We start from the raw sequence: 17,967 nt of genomic DNA, 5'->3' as shown, positions 1-17,967 counted from the left end.
TCCGTCCCGCTAACGCGAATGGAAACAAACAGAATGCTATCGCTGCATAGTTGAACAGTGATGTTCAGCAGTGTTCAGCGTAAATGTATCAGGCAGGAAACCCTCTGTCAAGCTGTCGGCTAAGCCTCTGCCCAACGGTGAGCGTTCTCAACCCGGTGCCTTCCACACGCTGAATCTTCGACCCAACTTAAATCCCCTAAACAGGCTCCACCGCTTCTTGTAGGGCTTTGCGGGCAATGCGAGTGACGTAGACGGTAGCGGCTATGGTGGCGATGAGCCCCACGAGGCGAACGACCCATTGGGCGGTTTGAGCCTGAGGATCCAACTCCGCGCCTTCCATGTCGGCCAGGGATCCCGCCAATGAGCCGATGTACACATACATAAAAGTGCCCGGCACGATTCCAGCGGTGCCCAGCAAGTTATCCAGAAAAGAAATTTGGGTCAGCCCTAGGGCGTAGTTGAGCACATTGAAGGGAAACGCAGGCGACAGCCGAATCAGGCCGACTATTTTCCATCCCTCACGTCCCACTGCTCGGTCGATGGCCGCAAACTTGGCGTTTCCCTCAATCCATTTCACCACCTGTTCCCGCGCCAAGTAGCGCCCGATGAAAAAGGCCAAGTTGGCTCCAATGGTTGCCCCGATCAGCACGTACACAGTTCCGGCCAGCAACCCGAACACGGCCCCTGCCCCCAAGGTCAGCACCGAGGCTGGTAGAAGCAGCACCGTCGCTACAATGTAAATGGCAATGAAGAGGATCGGCCCCAGCAACCCCAAGCTTTCAATCCAAGCCAGAGCTTCGGCGAGCCAGTCTTGAATAACTCCAAAAAATCCCAATCGATGGGCTGCCCAAAAGATAAAAATGGCCAAGCCCAAGCCGGTAGCAAGCTTAAGCAAAATCCGCTGCTTTTGGGGATTTGTGTTGAGTTGAGGTAGCTCTTCCATTGGCTAAACTCCTACAAAGTTCTTGTGAGGCGAGCTAGGGCAAGCCAGAGTAGACAGCTCTTGGAGTGGGGGAAGTATCTTTACCCGAAAGTCGTGCCGTTCCATCCCCAAAGATAGCCTTTGGCATCGCTGAACTCAATGTAAATCCTCTTCTTGGGGATCCCCAATCGGGCCTCGATGGTGCCGCAAAAAAACTCGCTCATGGCTCGGGTTTGTTGGGCGGAAAATTGCCCGATACTCTTGATTTCTAGGTAACAACAGGGATCCCCACTGCCGGCAAAGGTCATCGGGATCCCACCCTCAAAGGCGGTCATCACGTAGGCTTCCGACTTGCCCAACTGTTCCGATAGAGCAGCAGACAGCACCTTAAGCAGTTCCTCTACTGCGGCGATTTCTGGTTGCACAGACGTTTGCAGCTTGATCAAAGGCATGGATCCCTCTCCCTATCAACAAATTCATCTTGAAATTCATCTTGGCATTCTCAGCCCCGCTCTTCGGCAATCCACCTGTGGTAGCGTAGCGACAGAGTTGGGCAAACCTCTATGGAGCAGACGAAGCCGGCCAAGCCAGAGATCGGCCACCAGCAGGGCCAAATCGGGCCAGGCCCTTGTGCTGTGCAAACTGAGGCTGCCCCCGCTCCTGTCGGCCCTTACAGCCAGGGCGTTACTGCTCTGGGGCCGTTTCTGTTCACCGCCGGACAGGTGGGCCTGGATCCCAAAACCGGCAAACTGGTGGGGGAGGACATTGTTTCTCAAACTCGGCAGGCGTTGCTGAACGTGCAGGCAGTGCTGGAAGCGGGGGGCACCACTCTCGCCAATGTGGTGAAGACAACGGTTTTCCTGGCCGATATGGAGGACTTTGCGGCCATGAACGAGGTTTATCGAGAGTTTTTTGCCACCGATCCGGCTCCGGCCCGCTCTTGCGTGCAGGTGGCTCGCCTGCCCCTCAATGCCCGAGTAGAAATCGAGGTTGTGGCCTGCTACCCACAATCGACCTAAGTGCTAGGTGTCTCTAGAGTGGGAGCCCGGCTGGGGGGAGGGTTTCTGGGTCGGCGCGGATCCCGGCAAATCGGGAACTGGATCGTAGCCCCCTGGGTGCCAGGGATGACAGCGACAGAGGCGACGGAGCCCCAGCCAACCCCCACGTAGGGCACCGTAGCGCCGCACCGCTTCCAAGGTGTACTGGGAGCAGGTGGGGTAGTAGCGACAAGCAGGCGGCAGCCAAGGAGAAATACCCACCTGGTAACCCCGGATCAGGGCAATCAAGCTGCGAGTGAGGGGATCCGATCGTTCAGGCATGGGTCGGAGTCCAAAAAGCGCATCTCTAGGTAACTTGAGGTTAGCTGTTATCCCAGACTGGAGGCGCCTGCAAAGGCGAGCAGGGCCGGTTCCCAGCCCCAGACCATACGGTTACAATCAGAAAGGTTAGCACTTAAATATTTCGGGCTGAGGGATCCGGCGAAGGTGGGCTTATCCTAGGGCGCGGTTCTGGGAGAACGCTTTGAGTTCCATTTTGCATAAGGAGTTGGCGTGAGGGTATTCGGGCAGCTGCAGCCGGCACAGCGGCGCAACTTGGGCATTTTGTTTGTGGCTGGGCTGCTCTTTTGGGCCAGTTTATCCTCGCTGCTGCCCACGTTGCCTCTCTACGTCAGAGATGCCGGTGGCACCAGCCAGCAAGTGGGCTGGGTAATGGGGGCCTTTTCGATTGGGTTGCTGGCCTTTCGCCCTGCGTTGGGTCGCCTGGCGGATGGCCACAGCCGGCAGATCGTGCTGCTTATCGGCATGGGGGTGGTGGGGATGGCCCCCATAGGATACTGGCTCTCCGATTGGATCCCATGGGTAGCGCTGGTGCGAGCCTTTCATGGGGTTAGCATCGCCGCTTTTGCCACGGCCTATGTGACTTTGGTGGTGGATTTTGCCCCAGAAGAAAAACGGGGTGAGATCCTGGGCTACATGAGTTTGGTCAATCCGATCGGCGCAGCCATTGGCCCTGCTTTGGGCGGCTTTTTGCAGGAGTTTGCCGGCTATGGCCCTTCGTTTCTCTTCTCTGCTCTGCTGGGGTTGGTGGGCTTTCTTTGTACCCAACTGGTTCGAGAACAGCGGCGTGAGCATTGGGGATCCCTGCCGATGGATGGGGCCTTCTGGAGCTTTCTGGGCAGCCCAAAGGTGCGCTCCCTCGCTTGGGTGATGTTTTTGGTGGGGTTGGCCTTCGGCACCCAGACCACCTTTGTGGCCTTGTTAATCCAAGAAGCCGGAGCTCCCCTGAATCCAGGTCTTTTTTATACGGCAGTGGCCTTTGCCAGCTTTGGAGTGCGCCTGCTCACCGGTCGCGCTTCCGATCGCTATGGGCGGGGGCCATTTATCTCCCTCAGCTTGGCCACCTATGCCTTGGCAATGGGGATCCTGATTGTTGCCAACAGCACCGGCGCTTTTCTGGCTGCTGGGATCGTGGTGGGTTGCGGTTTTGGTACTTTGATCCCTCTCATCTCTGCCCTCGTGGCCGATCGCTCGGAGCCGGCGGAGCGGGGTCGCCTGTTTAGCTTGGTGATGTGCGGGTTTGATTTGGGCATTGGCCTGGCGGGGCCCCTTTTGGGCACCTTAGCAGCGGGATCCGGCTATCGAGCCATGTTTGGCTATGCGGCTCTTCTTTCCCTGGCTTCCTTAGGTTCTTTTCTCTTCTTCTCCAATGGACGACCGGGGGACTCGCTGCGCTTTGCCTTGGGCCTGGGGCCGGATAGCTCTTCGGTCCATCTAGAGGGCGGCCGCAATCGGCTTGGGTCGCAAGAACCCGACCCTCTGGAGCCGCCGGATCGGCCCGCTCCGCTGGAAACGGGATCCCGTTCATAGATAGTCTCATATCTCTATCAGATCCCCCCTGCTCCACACCTGATCCACACCTGAATTGAGACTCAAGCCCTCTGCAGTTTCTACAGACAAACCGGCCCATTTCTGGAAACTCGCCCTATCCTAAGTTGGAGTTGGTGTACAAAAAGCAACTCTGGGCACGGGCTATGGAAGCGCGGCATTGGCTGGCCCTGATGGGATCCCTGGTGGTCAGTGCCTTCTGGGGATGGGTGGAGTCTGTCTGGGGGGTGACGGTGCGAGTGCAATTGGCCCATACTACTGCCCCTCTGGTGGTGGGAGTTTCTCTCCCTGCCCACCTGATCAACGGTCGGGGAGAGGTGCTGGCGGAGTTGCCCCCTATGCAGGGGTTTTTGGCTCAGCCCGGCCCTCAAGGGGTGCATCTGCATGGAGTGGTTGACCCGGCGTTGTTCATCGAACCTCAGGAGGGTGGCCTGGTGGCGGTGAATGGCCGCTGGTATTCCGGCAAGGTGCTCTTGACTGGCTACAACATGGTGATGGCCATCAACTACGTGGATCTAGAAGACTATGTGGCCAGTGTGGTGGATGCAGAAATGGGATCCCGGTTCTTCCCAGAAGCCCTGAAGGCGCAAGCGGTGGCAGCCCGCAGCTACGTTCTTTACCATCGCAATTCCCGCGGTTGGTTTGATGTGTTTAGCGATACTCGCTCCCAGGTGTACCGAGGGCTTTCCCAGCGGTCGGCAGCCGCCCTGGAAGCAACACAAGCCACCCGTGGTGTGGTCATGGTGTATGGGGGTCAGTTTGTCAATGCCATGTACAGCGCCAGCAGCGGCGGCCAAACCGTCGGGGTGAGTGGGATCCCTTATTTGAGGAGCTTACCGGATGTCAGCCCCTATCCCAAGTTTGGGCATGGCATTGGCATGAGCCAGTGGGGCGCCCAAGAATTGGCCCGCCGAGGCTGGACTTACCGCCAAATTTTGGCCTACTACTACCGAGGGGTCAGCTTTGCTCGTTTGCCAGAGTGAGACCTTCAGTGCCCTGATTTGCTCTGTCTCGTCTGCGTCAACCGAACCGCGGCTTTTGGGCCTGAAAGACCTCTTGGGCTTTGGGATCCCCTCGCTGAGGGCGGCGTTGAACTCCACTTCGGTCATGGTGCTAGAGCCGAGATAGTAGCCCCAACGATACACCAGATCCCCAAGGATGCCGTAGTGTCTCAGGGTTTGCAGATCTTTCATCAGGAGCGCACCGTCACGAACGGATCCCACACCAGAAACCCTGCTCTGCTTTTTCGCCATTCGCATCTTCCCTTACAGCATTTTTGGGCCTGACTTTTAACTTGAAGAAGACCCCGTTTTGTTCCCACCTCAGCTTCAATTTTAGGCTTCTGGGAGTGGCCTCATGGGTAGAACACTCTATGTGTCCCAACAGGATTGCTACCTCAGCCTCGACCAGGAACGCCTGGTTGTCAAACGGGCTGGAGCTGTTCTTCAACAGGCTCAATTGCCCCACTTGGATCAGATTTTGATCTTTGGCCATGCCCAAGTCACAACCCAACTGATCCAGAGTTGCCTAGAGCGCAACATCCCCATCGCCTATCTTTCCCACATGGGGTACTGTGCTGGGCCGTCATCAACCGGCAGGTGCAGACCTACAAGCAGTTTGTAAATGATCAGATCCCTGTTTACTTGCCGTTCCTCATCCGCTGAGGGGATCCCACATGCATGGTCAAGTCGCGATTTTTGTGGGTTTCTCTTCCGCGGCCCAAAGCGGGCCCATGTCCAGGTAACGCCGGAAAGCCCAGTCCTCCGTGGCCCTCAGCATCACCACCGTGGCCAGATTCACCAGGCTCCCCTCGCCGGGGAAGACCCCAACCACCCTGGTCCGCCGCTTCACCTCACGGATAAGCCGCTCCAGCACATTCGTGCTCTTGATGTGCCGCTGGTGGACCCCGGGAAAGTCCAGGTAGGTCAGGGCCTCCCCCAGACCCTGGGCAAACACCTCCACCGCCCGCTTAAACCGGTCCCGGTAGCGCTCAACGAACTCCTGGGCCAGAGATTCCGCCGTGCCCCGCCGCCGCGCCACAAACACCTCCTGGAGCTCCTCGGCCACCACACCCTGCTCCGACTGCGGCACATGAGCTAAAACGTTCCGCATAAAGTGCACCACGCACCGCTGCCAGCTGGCCCCAGGAAGCTCCGCCATCACCGCTTGACGGATGGAAGGGTGGTCGTCGGAAATGACCAGCCTCACCCCATGAAGCCCCCGCTCCACCAGGCCCTTCAGCAGGTTCCTCCAGGCCTCCTTCCTCTCCCCGCCCGCCGGCTCCACCGTCAGCACTTCCCGGTAGCCTTCTTCGTTCACCCCCACCGCCACCAGAAGGGCCAGGTCCACCACCCGCCCGCCCCAGTTCACCTTGAAGTAGGCCGCGTCCAGGTAGAGGTAGGGGTAGGCCAGCTCCAAAGGCCGGCCCCGCCAGGCGGAGAGCTCCTCCTCCAGGCGCTGGGCTACCCTGGAGACCGCGTCCTTACCGATGCGCACCCGGGACACGCCCTCCGTGATGGCCGCTACCTTGCGGGTGGAGACCCCTTGGAGGTACATCTCCAGCACCGCTTCCTCCACCTCCCCGGTCATCCGCTTGTACCGCTCAAAGACCTCGGTCAGGAAAGTCCCCTCCCGGTCCCGGGGTACCCGGAGCTGGGCGATCCTGCCCGCCGGCGTGATGAGGTCCCGGGTGTAGTAGCCGTTCCGCTCCCCGCGGCGGCTTGGGGTGCGCTCACGGTAACCCGCAGCCAGGTGCTCGGTCATCTCTTCTTCCAACACCTGCTCAATGACGGCCTTGACCCCTTCCCGGATGCGCCGGCTGATCTCCTCCTTGGTCAACCTCTTGAGCTCCTCTCGGTCCATTCCGCCCTCCATGCTTAACCCACAAAATACGCGACACTACCGCCACAGATCACCGGAGTGCGGCAATGGCTACTCAACTGGATGTGGAAGACATTCGAGGGATCCGATCGGTTGCTGAGGTGGCTGGTCTCTTTGCATCTCTGGGGTACGCTCTGGTGGGGCAACCGTTGGATATAGCAGCGCTGGAGCTACCCGCTGATTTTGACAGACCTCGGGCTGCATATTTCCTGGCGGAATATCGACAGCGGTATTTCCGTCAGGTGGTGCTGCTGCTTGAGTTTGAGGTAAAGCCCAGCCCTACAGGTCGCTTCCCTTCGGGGAAGTGGAATTAATGAAAACAAACAAACTATGGCAGCCAGGGAAACTGGCGAAAGTTAGGTGGGCGCTTTTCCAAAAAGGCGCGTTTGCCCTCAGCAGCTTCTTCGGTCATGTAGAACAGCAACGTCGCATCTCCGGCCAGCTCCTGCAGCCCCACCTGCCCATCGCAGTCGGCGTTGAAGGCGGCTTTGAGGCAGCGGATGGCTAAGGGGCTGTGCTGGAGAATTTCTTGCGCCCAGCGGATCCCTTCAGCTTCTAGCTCTTCCACTGGCACCACGGCATTGACCAGACCCATCTCTAGGGCTTGGGCTGCGGTGTATTGGCGGCAGAGGAACCAAATCTCGCGGGCTTTTTTTTGCCCCACCACTCGCGCCAGGTAGGCGGCCCCAAAGCCCCCATCGAAGCTGCCCACCCTAGGGCCGGTTTGCCCAAAGATGGCATTATCGGCGGCAATGGTCAGGTCGCAGATGAGATGCAAAACATGGCCACCCCCAATGGCGTAGCCTGCCACTAGGGCAATCACCACCTTGGGCAAAGAGCGGATGATGCGCTGCAGATCCAGCACATTGAGACGAGGGATCCCGGCCTCATCCAGGTAACCGGCCTCGCCCCGTACGCTTTGATCCCCGCCGGCGCAGAAGGCATACTTCCCATCGGTATGGGGCCCGGCGCCTGTTAAGAGCACTACTCCAATCCTGGGATCCTCTCGCACATCGGCAAACGCATCGATCAGCTCGGCAACAGTTTTGGGGCGAAAGGCGTTGCGCTTGTGGGGACGGTTGATGGTGATCTTGGCAATGCCATCCGTTTTTTCGTAAAGGATGTCTTCGTAGAGCTTGGCCGTCTGCCACATGGTGTCTGGGTGTATCTGCTTGGGATGCCCGGCTGGCTGACGCGGGCGGCATGGGCGGGTTCATTATAGAGGAGCCCTTGGGTGCTGTGAACTGCTACCGCGAACGGCCTGAAAAGGCTGGGTGAAACGGTTGGTCGCTTGGATGAGGGCTTCCACCAATCCTTCCAGAGTATACTCCTGCGCTTCGATATCCACCCGACCGAATGCGGCTTTGCAGGTTTCGGCGGTTTTGGGGCCAATGGCGGCAATCTGCACGGGTGGATCCCAGATCTCAGGGCCTAGCCCTGCCTGCCGGATCAAGTGGGCAAAATGCTGTACTGTCTTGGAGCTGGCAAAGGTGAGGATGTCCACCTGGTGGGCTTTAAGAGCTTCCAGGACCTGGGGATCCGCTGCTGCTGGACAGGCAGACTGATAGGCGGCCACCTCCACCACCTCTGCCCCTCGCTGCCGCAAACCCTGTACCACCTCCTCCCGGCCTCCCGACTCCACTCTGGGAAAGAGAATCCGCTGCCCTGAGATCGGCTCCGGCCAAACTTGAAGCAGGGCCTCGGCCACAAACTCTTGGGGCATGAGATCGGGATGGATGCCGTACTGGGCGAGCACGGAAGCGGTCTTGGATCCCACCACCGCCACTTGTACGGGGTGGAGAGCCCGACTGTCCCGACCTTGCCGGTGCAACCGCTCAAAGAAAGCCTGCACCCCGTTGGCCGAAGTCAGCAACAGCCAGTTGAATTGGCCCAGGCGGGCAATGGCGGCATCCAAGGGATCCCAACAGGTGGGCGGCTGGATCACCAGGGTGGGCATTTCCAGCACCCGCGCTCCCTGGGCCTGTAGCAGCTCCCGAAAAGCTGGCGATTGCCCCTCAGAACGGGTAACCAGCACCGTCTTGCCTGCCAGGGGAGCCGGCGGAGGCAAAGGAGGGATCCCCGGCAAAAAGTCCTGCCGCAACCGGATCACCTCCCCAACCACCAGTAGGCCCGGCAACTTTGCCTGACTCTCCCCCTGCTGCAGCTCGGCCAAGGTGCCCACCCACACCTGCTGCTCTGCTTGCCCCGCCCCCCAGATCAAGGCCACCGGTCGGTCTGCCGGGATCCCAGACTCCATCAGCCGTGCGCCAATGTGCTGTCGCTGCCGGGATCCCATCAAAATCACCAAAGTATCCAACTGGGCCAGGGCGCTCCAGGGCAAGGCCTCTAGATCGTGGGCAGTCAGCACGGCAAAAACGCGGCTTAAGTGCTTATCGGTCAGGGGGATCCCTGCCCAGAGGGGGCCAGCCAGGGCCGACGACAACCCCGGCCAAATCTCAAAGGGACAGCCCGCCTCCCTAAGGGCTTGGATCTCTTCGCGAGCGCGGCCAAAGATCAAGGGATCCCCTGACTTGAGGTGAACCACCTGTTTGCCTTCTCGGCAGCGCTGGATGAGCCAGTGGATGCCCTCCTGGAGGCTTCCTGGCCCAGAGCGTCGCCACACCTGCGCCTGCGGCGGCAACTCTGCCAACAAGCGCTCATCCACCAGCTCGTCGATCCAGATAGCCTCAGCCTGCCGTAGGATCTCCAGTGCTCCCTGCGTCAGGCCCGCCCGCCCGCCCAGCCCTGCCCCCACTAGATACACCTTGCCCATGCCCTACCCCTTGGAATGTCGATCTTGCCCCTTGTAAGAAGGGGATCCCGCTTGCTTTGCAAATATAAATATAAATCGAAGACGCCTCCCAACAGCTCCTCTTCCAAGGGGTGGCCAGCCTGAGGAAAAACTGGTCTACTTGCGAGATACTGAAAGCGTGGCCGCCTGAGGATCCCTGCCTATGTCCGGTGTAACTCCAGAGCCTTGGCCGCGGCGGCGTTTTTTGGCCAGTGGAGCTGCTCTGCTAGCAGTAGGAGCGGGCTCCCGCCCCTCTTCGGCCAGATCCCGGCCCTTGCGACTGGTCACCAACTGGTACGCCCAGGCCGAACACGGCGGCTTTTACCAAGCCCTGGCCACCGGCATCTACGCCGACTACGGTCTGCAGGTGGAAATCCGCATGGGGGGAACGGCGGTTAACGTGCTGCAACTGCTAGCCGGGGGAGCGGCAGACTTTGTGCTCGGCGGCAGCCCCGACGCTCTGGCGGCTCTGCAAGCTGGGATCCCTGTTCTCACCGTGGCCGCCTTTTTCCAGAAGGATCCCCAGTGTCTCTTGGCCCATCCAGGGGTGGGCATCGAGCGCCTGGAAGACCTGCGGGGCAAGCCCATCTGGGTGTCACCGGGGGCCAACCTCACCTACTGGCCTTTTTTGCGGGCCAAATTTGGCTTTACCGACGAGCAGAAGCGCCCCTACAACCTCAGCCTCACGCCCTTCTTGCTGGACAAGTCTTCTGCCCAGCAGGGCTATGTGACCTCCGAGCCCTTCCGCGTGCGCCAGGAGGGGGGCTTTGATCCCGTCGTTTTTCTGCTGGCCGACTACGGCTATTCCCCCTACGCCACCACCCTGGAGACCACCCGCCCCTTTGCCGAACAGCACCCGGAGCAGGTGCGAAAATTTGTAGCTGCCTCCATCCAGGGCTGGCAGAGCTACCTAGAGGATCCCCGCCCCGGCAATCGCCTCATCCGCCAAGACAACCCCAACATGAGCGAGGCCCTCCTGGCCTACGCCCACCAAGCCCTAAAAGACTACGGCCTTCTCACCAGTGGAGATGCCGCCACGCTGGGGATCGGGGCCATGACCCACCAGCGCTGGCAAACCTACTTTCAGGAGATGGTGGCCCTGGGAACGGTGGAAGCCAACTTGGATGTGGGCCAAGCCTATACCCTCGACTTCCTCCCCGGCCCCACTGCCTAAGGGATCCCCACTTCCATCGCCGCCAAACTGTGCAAAAGCGGGGATCCCTGCATCCCCAGCTCATGGCGCCGGTGCATTTGGTTTGTCAGCAAGTAGGCCAAAGGTGGGTGGCCGCTCAGCCGTTGGCGGGGGTGGGGCAGATGGTCGTTGCCGAACTGGTGGCGGTACTCCTCCGAGTCGATAAAGGCATTGACCATGGCCTGCAAGCCCTGGTGCACCAAAATGTCGTGGTAGGCGGCCACCTCCTCCTTGCTGGCCGGGGCCCGTCCCAAAAAGTGCTTGAAGCCCTGCTCTACACAGCGGGTGTTGCAGCCGGCACTGAAAAAGAGTTGCCGGTAGAGCCGGGATCCCCCAATCTGGCGAACCAAGCGCTTAATCCCGATCCGCCCCCGCAAGAAGTCCTGCTCGATTTTCTCCAGCTCTCCTGTTTTCTCGTGCTGGTAGGGCTGGCGTTCCAAAAGCTGTTGGTAGGCAGCCCGCAACAGGTTTTGCAACGTTTGCGGATCCTGCCGGCGCTGGCGCGATTCCATAACCCTAGCTCCCAATCGACGAAGCCAACAAAAACAGAAAAGATCGATTTACAGACAAAATGGGGGACTACTTTAAAGAAATTATGAAGGGAATAGCAAATGGCTCGATACGCTTTTACGGCGGACTTCAGCACATCCCTCTGCAACAAAACTGCCAACAAAAGACTATGAAGAGCCTACTTGAGATTTACCTTGACGATAGAATAACCGACGTAGATCCGCGATAAATATTTACAAAAGGATTGTCGTTGGCTCTGATTTACGTGATTTCACTTTGTGGCTTTCTGGGCGATAAAAAGATTCCGTGTTTATCCGTAGTTAAGGATTATGACATTTTCATCCAAGATGACCTCATCCAAATCCAAAATAAAGTAAAGAATATAGCCTTCCCCAGAGTTGCTTGTGCGGGACTCATCATCTGAGGTGACCTACATTTAACTTTAATCGACTGGGAAATCAGGTGTTGCCGTAGACCTGCAGAAGGACTGCAGGGAAGGGAGTTAATTGTTGTGATTTGTTTGCGTTGCTTTTGCAGTAGATCTTGCCCGCCGGGGTTTTTTGTCTGCCCTTAATGTGGATCCCGTCTATGGTTAAACAAATCCGGCTAGAGCCTTTATCTCGTGTCTCGGAGGTCGATACCTACAGCAATCTGCTGTCGGCCATTTTGTCGGAGGAGCTGCAGGTTTCGCGGGAATGTAACGGTCGCGGCCTCTGCGCCACCTGTCATGTTTACGTCAAAGAGGGAATGGAAAGCCTCACTCCCATCACCCCCCGCGAGGCCAAGACTCTGGAGACCATTACCAGCGCCCGCAGCAATTCCCGGCTGGCCTGTCAGGCGCGGGTGGTTTCCGATGGCGTGGTGGTGGAGCTGCCGCCGGGGATGTACGTGAACTCGCTGAGGGATATCGAAGTGCTCATCGGTCGGCGGGCCGAACAAGACCTGCTGCACCCACGGACGGGGAAGGTTTTGGTGGAGCAGGGCAAGATCATCACTCGCTCTACTGTTAAGCAGCTAGAAAATGAAGATTTCCGCATCATCGGCAGTACACTTGCCCAAACTCGGGAAGTTTGATGGATTGTCGATGTTCAGGGATCCCTTGGGCTCGGCAGGTGTTGTTTTATAAACAATCAAACAAGAGTTGAACAATGTTGGATCCCTCAGATAGCTGACAAGTTTATCGAATGCTTAGCCATTCATTTTGTTGACTCATTGGCATTGTCTGGCCCAGTTGATCCCTACAAATCCCACCAAATCCTGTTGCTTTGCAATCTAGAATTATCCATTTTTTATCAGGAGAGCGCCATGGCCACCACATCTCGACCGGATCCCCGTCCTGCAGTCACCATGCCTGTGGGCCGTGACAAGCATGCTCACTACAGTTACCGCGATTTCTTTCGCTTCAACCGAGATCAGGGCACGATTATCGATTGGAACAACACCCAAAATCTGCTGTTGAGCGAAGACTTTATTGTGGGCTTGCAAACAGGCCTGGAACGGGAAGTGGGGGATGCTTCGGCGGCGGTGATGTACACCATTGGCAGAGATTGGGGCATCCGCGATGCCAAGCACTTCTCCGAGTGGTACGAGCGGGAGTATGGGATTGGCGTAAAACAGTCCAACCTTTTGTTTTTGCTGGAGACTTGGTGGTGGCCTTTTACGGCTCAGGGCTGGGGCAAGTGGGAGGTGGAAACCGAATCCAAACAAAAAGGCTTCCTGTTTATCAACTTGTTTGACTCGATGGTGGCTCGCACCCTTGGGGATGTGGGCAAGCCGGTTTGTCATCTCTATGCCGGGCTATTTGCCGGGTTTTTCACCGCTATGACTTCCCGCGAGCTGGCCTGCATCGAGATCCAGTGCTACGCCATGGGGGAAACCTACTGCAAATTCCTGTTGGGCGGGCAAGAACGCATTGATGCCGCCAATTTTTGGATCACCGAAGGGGCCAGCGCCCGCGAGATCGAGCAGCGTTTGCACCAGTTGTGAGGCTTGCTTGTGGCTTTTGAAGGCTCTCTGGGATCCCTCGACACTTTGGAGAAACGCCCATGGTCACCTTCAACTTAGACACCGATCTGGACTTAACCCAGCCGCTGGCGGTCTTTTTGCAGGGGTTGAACTGGGATAACCGACCCCCGGCCAAGGCTTCCTCCGCTCAAGAACTGCCGCCGCAGTCCCCCGTGCTCTTTGCCCAGTCGGTGGGACAGTTTTTTGCCGGCTTCAATTGGTCGGGCATCTGCCCACGCTCAGAGCCGCTGCCGGAATTTCCGGCAGAGGATCCCTTTACTCTTGAGGATTTTGCCGCTTTGTTTGGCGGAGCTTTGCTCTAGCTCTGGTTTGTTCAGGGATCTCGGTTTTGTTTTGCCCTCTGTTTTTAAGGAGACTTCACCCATGGATGACCTTCACTCTTGGCCGGAGCGCATTGCCGATCGAGAAGGGGGTTACCTAACACCCGACGATCTGCAAGACCTGATTCGCTACTCTCTCTCTTTTCAAGAACGGCTGGAGCTTTACCAGGTCTTACAACAGCAGGAGCTGACCTGGATCCAAAAGGTTTTGCAACAGCAGGGGCCAACCCCCGTCGCGACAGCGTTGCCCAGCAGCAATCCCGCCAGAGAGGGGGCAGAACCTTCTCTAACCCCGGCTCAGCGCCTCTTGGCTCGTCAATTGGCCTTTTGCTTGCGCTCCCTGGGCCTGAGCCTGTTGATAGGGGATCCCACCCCTGTGCAGCAGGTAACTCTTGGTGCGATGGAACAGTACCTAGGGTTGCCGCAAGCGCTCGCTCAGCTACGGGCAGTGGTTCAGGGATCCCTGCCGGCGGATCAGCAGGGGTTGCTTGCCCCCTACTGGCAAGAGCTACAAGCTGTCTGCGCCACTTCTCAGGCCCAGTTCCCTTCCCCCTCTTCTTCTAGGTCTGAGGCCGAGGTTGACCTGCCCACAGTTCCGCCGGAGAGGGCTCTCACCTTGGCGGAAATGTTTGTGTGAAGCCCACTGAAGGAGGCTCTATCTATGAATTCAAGGGTTGCCGAGCTGATGCACCAAAGTGAGGGCCGCTATCTGCGCCCAGATGAGTTGAAAACTCTACACGCCTACGTGGAAGGGATCCCGAAGCGGGTTCGCCTTTACCAGGTTCTGCAGGCCAAAGAACAAGAGCTGCTGGATCGGGTGATGGAGAAGTTTCAGCCGATGATGCCGAATTTAATCCGCCAGCATGGTCACCTGGCCTGGGAGCGCTGCCGCCGGGATCTGAGCATGGTGTGGCGCTACTGCTGCATGGCCATGCTGCTCAACGACGAAGACTACCTGAGGGATAAATTGCTCTACTGGCTGGAGACGATCCTGAAATCCTTCAAGATGCGCGACCAATGCCAGCCTGCCTACAAGTTAATGCTCGACTCCCTGACCTACATCTTTGGGGCAGAAGAGAGCGAGATGATCCGTCCTTATCTGCTTTTGGCCAAATCCATGCTGGTTAACTAGGTCCATTCGCCCTCAATCTATTCACCAAAGTTCCCTGCGCCCTCCGATAGCGACCTCCTTCTCCCGATTTACTGTATACAGCTTATACAGCTCACTCCTTAATCATTCATTCCCTCACGCCAAAAATTCCAGCCGCTCCCCAATCTATCCATCCCCGCCCTCTTGTCCACCTGACTGCGAGAATAGCCATGATCTCCCTGCAAGAGATTCTGCAAGACCAGATCTTGCCTGGGCACTGCTTTAGCCCTGCCTACTACATCCGCCCTGACATCCACACCGGACTGCTGTACAGCCGCGGAGGATACCGCTTGGCGGCCTTTCCCATGCCCCTGCTGGAAGCTCTCTACTCCGGCCTGCGCTATGAAACTGGCCAAGCCACCCGCGTCATTCTCTACAACTGTGGCCGCGATTGGGGAGAGGCATTTTTCCGCCGTGTTGAAGACGAGCTTTCCGGCTACTACCAGCAGCTGCTGCAGGAATTGCCGATGGGGATCTTCCTGGATGCCCTCAGCGACCTCTGGGCCACCCACGGTTGGGGACGCCTGGAGCTGGACTTTTCCGCTGCTGACCACGGCTTGGTTCAGGCCGGGATCCGCAATTCCGGGTTTGCCCTTGCCGCTCGCGCCAGCTTCAACCCGGAGGAACCTTCTGCACGGCGAGAGCCTGCCGGATATTTGGAGGCGGGAATGCTGGCCAGCCTCTTCTCCTTGCTTTCGGGGCGGGATCTCATCTGCGTACAGACCACCTGCGAATCCCTGGGGGCCGATCTCAACCGCTTCCTCATCGGCACGGCTCAGCGGCTGCACCACTGCGAGGAATGGGTGCGCAAGGGCCTCTCCCACGACGAGATTTTGGATCGGCTCACGGCCAGTCCCTAGAAAGGGATCCCTGGCCAGAGCTGTTTTCAGAAGCTCGCTAGGGCAGGTAGGGCTGAAAATCTTGGGTGACCGTCAGCGTCAAGTTGGCATTGGCGTCGATCACCGCCACTTCCGGCGCCGTTACATTGCCGATGACAGCCCCTGCCGCCGCTCCACCCAGCACTTTCTCCGTCGAGATCACGCGGTCGCCGAACAAGCCTCCCAAGATGGCCCCCGCAGCTGCCCCAATCAAGGCATCTTGCACAATCGCTTCCCCGGAAGTGTGGCGGGGATCCTTGCGCAGCGGGATAACCTGGCTCTGAGCGTAGAGGGGGTAGGATTGGCCGTTGAAAATCAAAGCCCGCGAAACAAACTGGGTGCCGCCGCTCACCGGCTGAAATTGGCCTTCCAAAACAGCCCCCGCCGGGACGACCATGTTGCCGTAGATGTCCCGCAGAGGGGTATCCAAGCTAAGGCTGACGGCACGGGTTTCCCCAGGGGCAATCAAGAGGGTTTCTGGGGAGCGATGCACCGCCTGGATCAGATCCCCAGAGCGCAATAGCAACGTGGTTTGCAGTTGAAAGGGCTGGCCAGGTTGCAGGGGTTGAGGGCCAGGGGGAAGGGGGCGAGGATTCACAGGACGCCATCCCTCACCGGCAGGCGGTGGTGGCAAGGGCCCCATTTGGGCCAAAACTGGGGCGGCCATCTGCGCTGAGAGCAATCCGCCAAGCAGAGGAGCCAACAGGCGGCTGGCTGGGTTGGTCATGGTCTTACCCCCATTCATCATTCCTACGCTAGCTGCAAACCGGACAAAACCGGGAGCCTTTCGGGCCTTACCTATCTTTTACCTATCTTGATCAAAGCCAACTGAATGGAAATGGGCTACCTCAGGTGAGCAGATTCCGCTGCTCTTCGCTCCAGATAGAAGTACGGAAAAACGCTAGGGTTGCCCACTCTGGGATCCCTGCTGTCCATGTTAGATTAGGCTCTAGGTTTCTTCCCCTGCGTGGGGCCGAAGTCTTGCAGCATCCCAACCCTCTTCTTGTAGCTATGAAGCGCAGCACATCCATGCCGGGCCAGCCCTCTCCCGGGTCAGAAGCTTCCGCCCAACCTGCTCAATCCTCTTTCCAGCCTTTTGCCATCTCCACTTGGAAGTCTCTTCTCTCGTCAGTGCTGCTGGTGCTGCTGGGCATTGGGCTGGGAGCGGCTCTGGTGGGGGGCAAGGGGGTATCTGCCCAGACGACGGCAACCCCGCCCCAACTGAACCTGAATTTCATCGCCGATGTGGCGCAAAAGGTGGGGCCGGCGGTGGTTCGCATCGATGCTGAGCGGACGGTGCGCGCCCCTGCCCCTTTTCCGGAGGAGTTTTTCAGCGATCCCTTTTTCCGGGATTTCTTTGGCCAAGCGATCCCTTCCATCCCTCGGCAGCGGCGACAGCAGGGAACCGGCTCTGGGTTCATCATCAGCCCAGACGGCCAGATCATCACCAATGCCCATGTGGTCGAGGGATCCGACAAGGTAACGGTGACGCTCAAGGATACCCGCAGCTTTGATGGGCAGGTCATCGGTTCGGATCCGGTTACGGACATCGCCGTGGTGAAGATCAACGCCCAGAACCTGCCGACCGTGAAGCTGGGGCGCTCGGAAACCCTGGAGCCGGGCCAGTGGGCCATTGCCATCGGCAACCCCCTGGGTTTGGATAACACTGTTACGGCTGGGATCATCAGCGCTTTGGGCCGTTCCAGCGGGGAGATTCGGGTGCCTGACAAGCGGGTATCTTTTATCCAAACGGATGCGGCCATTAACCCCGGCAACTCCGGCGGCCCGCTGCTCAACGCTCAAGGGGAGGTGATAGGGGTGAACACCGCCATCATCCAGGGAGCGCAAGGGTTGGGCTTCGCCATCCCCATTGAGACGGCCCAGCGGGTGGCCAATCAGTTGATCACTCGCGGCAAGGTGGATCACCCCTACCTGGGCATCCGCATGCTCACGCTGACTCCAGAGCTGAAGGAGCGCCTCAACCAGGATCCCAATAGCCGCATTTTGATAACGGTGGATCAGGGTGTACTGATTGGCGAAGTCATCCAGGGATCCCCAGCGGAACGGGCAGGGCTGCGGTCTGGGGATGTCATTCTCTCCATCAATGGTCGTGCCGTAACCACAGCCGATCAGGTGCAACAGGAGGTGGAGCGCACTGAGGTAGGCAGCACCCTGGATCTGGAGATCGAGCGAGCCGGGCGGCGACAGAAGATCCGCGCGGTAACAGGCTCTTTCCCGGCCCCCAGCGGAGGCTGATCGCGCCAGCGGGACGGAGTCCTTACACTTGGGCTATTTCAAACCAACTTGCAGTGACCGTACTGGCGATCTGATACATTCACGCTGAACTCTCCTGAACATGGTTCAGGAAAGAAGCGATCGCATCCTGCCTATCTCTGAGCAGGAAGGCGGTATCC

Annotated in this window: 21 protein-coding genes; 13 read left to right on the top strand and 8 right to left on the bottom strand. The window is 58.5% G+C overall.

Features of this window, described 5'->3' with window-relative positions:
- Nucleotides 1–196: 196 nt before the first annotated feature.
- Together ACVWZJ_RS11435 and ACVWZJ_RS11430 are read right to left on the bottom strand one after the other, a co-directional pair.
- Nucleotides 197–943: a TVP38/TMEM64 family protein gene (locus ACVWZJ_RS11435; protein ID WP_457396115.1), complete on the bottom strand. Its 747-nt coding sequence runs from the start codon at nucleotides 941–943 to the stop codon at nucleotides 197–199.
- A gap of 80 nt (nucleotides 944–1,023) precedes the next feature.
- A complete protein-coding gene (locus ACVWZJ_RS11430) occupies nucleotides 1,024–1,374 on the bottom strand; it encodes a phenylpyruvate tautomerase MIF-related protein (protein ID WP_011432208.1) in 351 nt (116 codons plus the stop codon).
- Nucleotides 1,375–1,557: 183 nt separating this feature from the next.
- Between ACVWZJ_RS11430 and ACVWZJ_RS11425 the strand changes: the two genes are divergently transcribed.
- Nucleotides 1,558–1,941, top strand: coding sequence for a RidA family protein (locus tag ACVWZJ_RS11425; RefSeq protein ID WP_011432209.1), 384 nt, complete (start codon nucleotides 1,558–1,560; stop codon nucleotides 1,939–1,941).
- 3 nt (nucleotides 1,942–1,944) lie between these two features.
- Here the strand turns inward: ACVWZJ_RS11425 and yidD are convergent, their stop codons facing one another.
- A complete protein-coding gene (gene yidD / locus ACVWZJ_RS11420) occupies nucleotides 1,945–2,241 on the bottom strand; it encodes a membrane protein insertion efficiency factor YidD (RefSeq protein ID WP_457396113.1) in 297 nt (98 codons plus the stop codon).
- Nucleotides 2,242–2,472: 231 nt separating this feature from the next.
- On the opposite strand from yidD, the gene ACVWZJ_RS11415 reads away from it, so the two are divergent.
- From ACVWZJ_RS11415 to ACVWZJ_RS11405, 3 genes are all read left to right on the top strand, one after another.
- On the top strand, nucleotides 2,473–3,789 hold the full coding sequence (locus ACVWZJ_RS11415; protein ID WP_414381229.1) for an MFS transporter: 1,317 nt from the start codon (nucleotides 2,473–2,475) through the stop codon (nucleotides 3,787–3,789).
- A 134-nt stretch (nucleotides 3,790–3,923) separates the two neighbouring features.
- Nucleotides 3,924–4,790, top strand: a complete 867-nt coding sequence (locus ACVWZJ_RS11410) for a SpoIID/LytB domain-containing protein (protein ID WP_457396111.1) — start codon at nucleotides 3,924–3,926, stop codon at nucleotides 4,788–4,790.
- A 373-nt stretch (nucleotides 4,791–5,163) separates the two neighbouring features.
- Complete coding sequence (locus ACVWZJ_RS11405) at nucleotides 5,164–5,430, top strand: CRISPR-associated endonuclease Cas1 (protein ID WP_414344071.1); 267 nt, start codon at nucleotides 5,164–5,166, stop codon at nucleotides 5,428–5,430.
- Between the two features lie 60 nt (nucleotides 5,431–5,490).
- Here ACVWZJ_RS11405 and ACVWZJ_RS11400 read toward each other — a convergent pair whose 3' ends face one another.
- Nucleotides 5,491–6,669 carry an IS256 family transposase gene (locus ACVWZJ_RS11400; RefSeq protein WP_457396109.1) on the bottom strand — a complete coding sequence of 393 codons (1,179 nt, stop codon included), beginning with the start codon at nucleotides 6,667–6,669 and terminating at the stop codon, nucleotides 5,491–5,493.
- 65 nt (nucleotides 6,670–6,734) lie between these two features.
- On the opposite strand from ACVWZJ_RS11400, the gene ACVWZJ_RS11395 reads away from it, so the two are divergent.
- Nucleotides 6,735–7,001: a hypothetical protein gene (locus ACVWZJ_RS11395; protein WP_414331890.1), complete on the top strand. Its 267-nt coding sequence runs from the start codon at nucleotides 6,735–6,737 to the stop codon at nucleotides 6,999–7,001.
- A gap of 14 nt (nucleotides 7,002–7,015) precedes the next feature.
- Here ACVWZJ_RS11395 and menB read toward each other — a convergent pair whose 3' ends face one another.
- Nucleotides 7,016–7,840, bottom strand: a complete 825-nt coding sequence (gene menB, locus ACVWZJ_RS11390) for a 1,4-dihydroxy-2-naphthoyl-CoA synthase (protein WP_414331889.1) — start codon at nucleotides 7,838–7,840, stop codon at nucleotides 7,016–7,018.
- Nucleotides 7,841–7,903: 63 nt separating this feature from the next.
- On the bottom strand, nucleotides 7,904–9,460 hold the full coding sequence (cobA, locus tag ACVWZJ_RS11385; RefSeq protein WP_457396107.1) for a uroporphyrinogen-III C-methyltransferase: 1,557 nt from the start codon (nucleotides 9,458–9,460) through the stop codon (nucleotides 7,904–7,906).
- Nucleotides 9,461–9,641: 181 nt separating this feature from the next.
- Here cobA and ACVWZJ_RS11380 point away from each other — a divergent pair, with 181 nt between their 5' ends.
- Nucleotides 9,642–10,652 carry an ABC transporter substrate-binding protein gene (locus tag ACVWZJ_RS11380; protein WP_011432218.1) on the top strand — a complete coding sequence of 337 codons (1,011 nt, stop codon included), beginning with the start codon at nucleotides 9,642–9,644 and terminating at the stop codon, nucleotides 10,650–10,652.
- Here the strand turns inward: ACVWZJ_RS11380 and ACVWZJ_RS11375 are convergent.
- Entirely contained in the window at nucleotides 10,649–11,182 is a 534-nt protein-coding gene (locus ACVWZJ_RS11375; RefSeq protein ID WP_011432219.1) for a phycobilisome rod-core linker polypeptide, read from the bottom strand. The genes ACVWZJ_RS11380 and ACVWZJ_RS11375 overlap by 4 nt on opposite strands.
- A gap of 586 nt (nucleotides 11,183–11,768) precedes the next feature.
- Here ACVWZJ_RS11375 and ACVWZJ_RS11370 point away from each other — a divergent pair.
- The 6 genes from ACVWZJ_RS11370 to ACVWZJ_RS11345 all read left to right on the top strand — a co-directional run bounded on the left by ACVWZJ_RS11370 (nucleotide 11,769) and on the right by ACVWZJ_RS11345 (nucleotide 15,535).
- Entirely contained in the window at nucleotides 11,769–12,254 is a 486-nt protein-coding gene (locus tag ACVWZJ_RS11370) for a 2Fe-2S iron-sulfur cluster-binding protein (protein WP_041436217.1), read from the top strand.
- A 231-nt stretch (nucleotides 12,255–12,485) separates the two neighbouring features.
- Nucleotides 12,486–13,166, top strand: a complete 681-nt coding sequence (locus tag ACVWZJ_RS11365; protein WP_011432222.1) for a V4R domain-containing protein — start codon at nucleotides 12,486–12,488, stop codon at nucleotides 13,164–13,166.
- A 59-nt stretch (nucleotides 13,167–13,225) separates the two neighbouring features.
- On the top strand, nucleotides 13,226–13,507 hold the full coding sequence (locus ACVWZJ_RS11360) for a hypothetical protein (protein ID WP_011432223.1): 282 nt from the start codon (nucleotides 13,226–13,228) through the stop codon (nucleotides 13,505–13,507).
- A 61-nt stretch (nucleotides 13,508–13,568) separates the two neighbouring features.
- Complete coding sequence (locus ACVWZJ_RS11355) at nucleotides 13,569–14,162, top strand: globin family protein (protein ID WP_011432224.1); 594 nt, start codon at nucleotides 13,569–13,571, stop codon at nucleotides 14,160–14,162.
- A gap of 24 nt (nucleotides 14,163–14,186) precedes the next feature.
- Complete coding sequence (locus tag ACVWZJ_RS11350; protein ID WP_011432225.1) at nucleotides 14,187–14,657, top strand: globin family protein; 471 nt, start codon at nucleotides 14,187–14,189, stop codon at nucleotides 14,655–14,657.
- A gap of 188 nt (nucleotides 14,658–14,845) precedes the next feature.
- Entirely contained in the window at nucleotides 14,846–15,535 is a 690-nt protein-coding gene (locus ACVWZJ_RS11345; protein ID WP_011432226.1) for a V4R domain-containing protein, read from the top strand.
- A 37-nt stretch (nucleotides 15,536–15,572) separates the two neighbouring features.
- Here the strand turns inward: ACVWZJ_RS11345 and ACVWZJ_RS11340 are convergent, their stop codons facing one another.
- Nucleotides 15,573–16,280: a hypothetical protein gene (locus ACVWZJ_RS11340; RefSeq protein WP_011432227.1), complete on the bottom strand. Its 708-nt coding sequence runs from the start codon at nucleotides 16,278–16,280 to the stop codon at nucleotides 15,573–15,575.
- Nucleotides 16,281–16,564: 284 nt separating this feature from the next.
- Here ACVWZJ_RS11340 and ACVWZJ_RS11335 point away from each other — a divergent pair, with 284 nt between their 5' ends.
- On the top strand, nucleotides 16,565–17,809 hold the full coding sequence (locus ACVWZJ_RS11335; protein WP_457396103.1) for an HhoA/HhoB/HtrA family serine endopeptidase: 1,245 nt from the start codon (nucleotides 16,565–16,567) through the stop codon (nucleotides 17,807–17,809).
- The last annotated feature ends 158 nt before the right edge of the window (nucleotides 17,810–17,967 follow it).

Source organism: Thermostichus sp. OS-CIW-29, from assembly GCF_054058195.1.
This window is presented reverse-complemented; position numbering and strand designations above follow the sequence as displayed.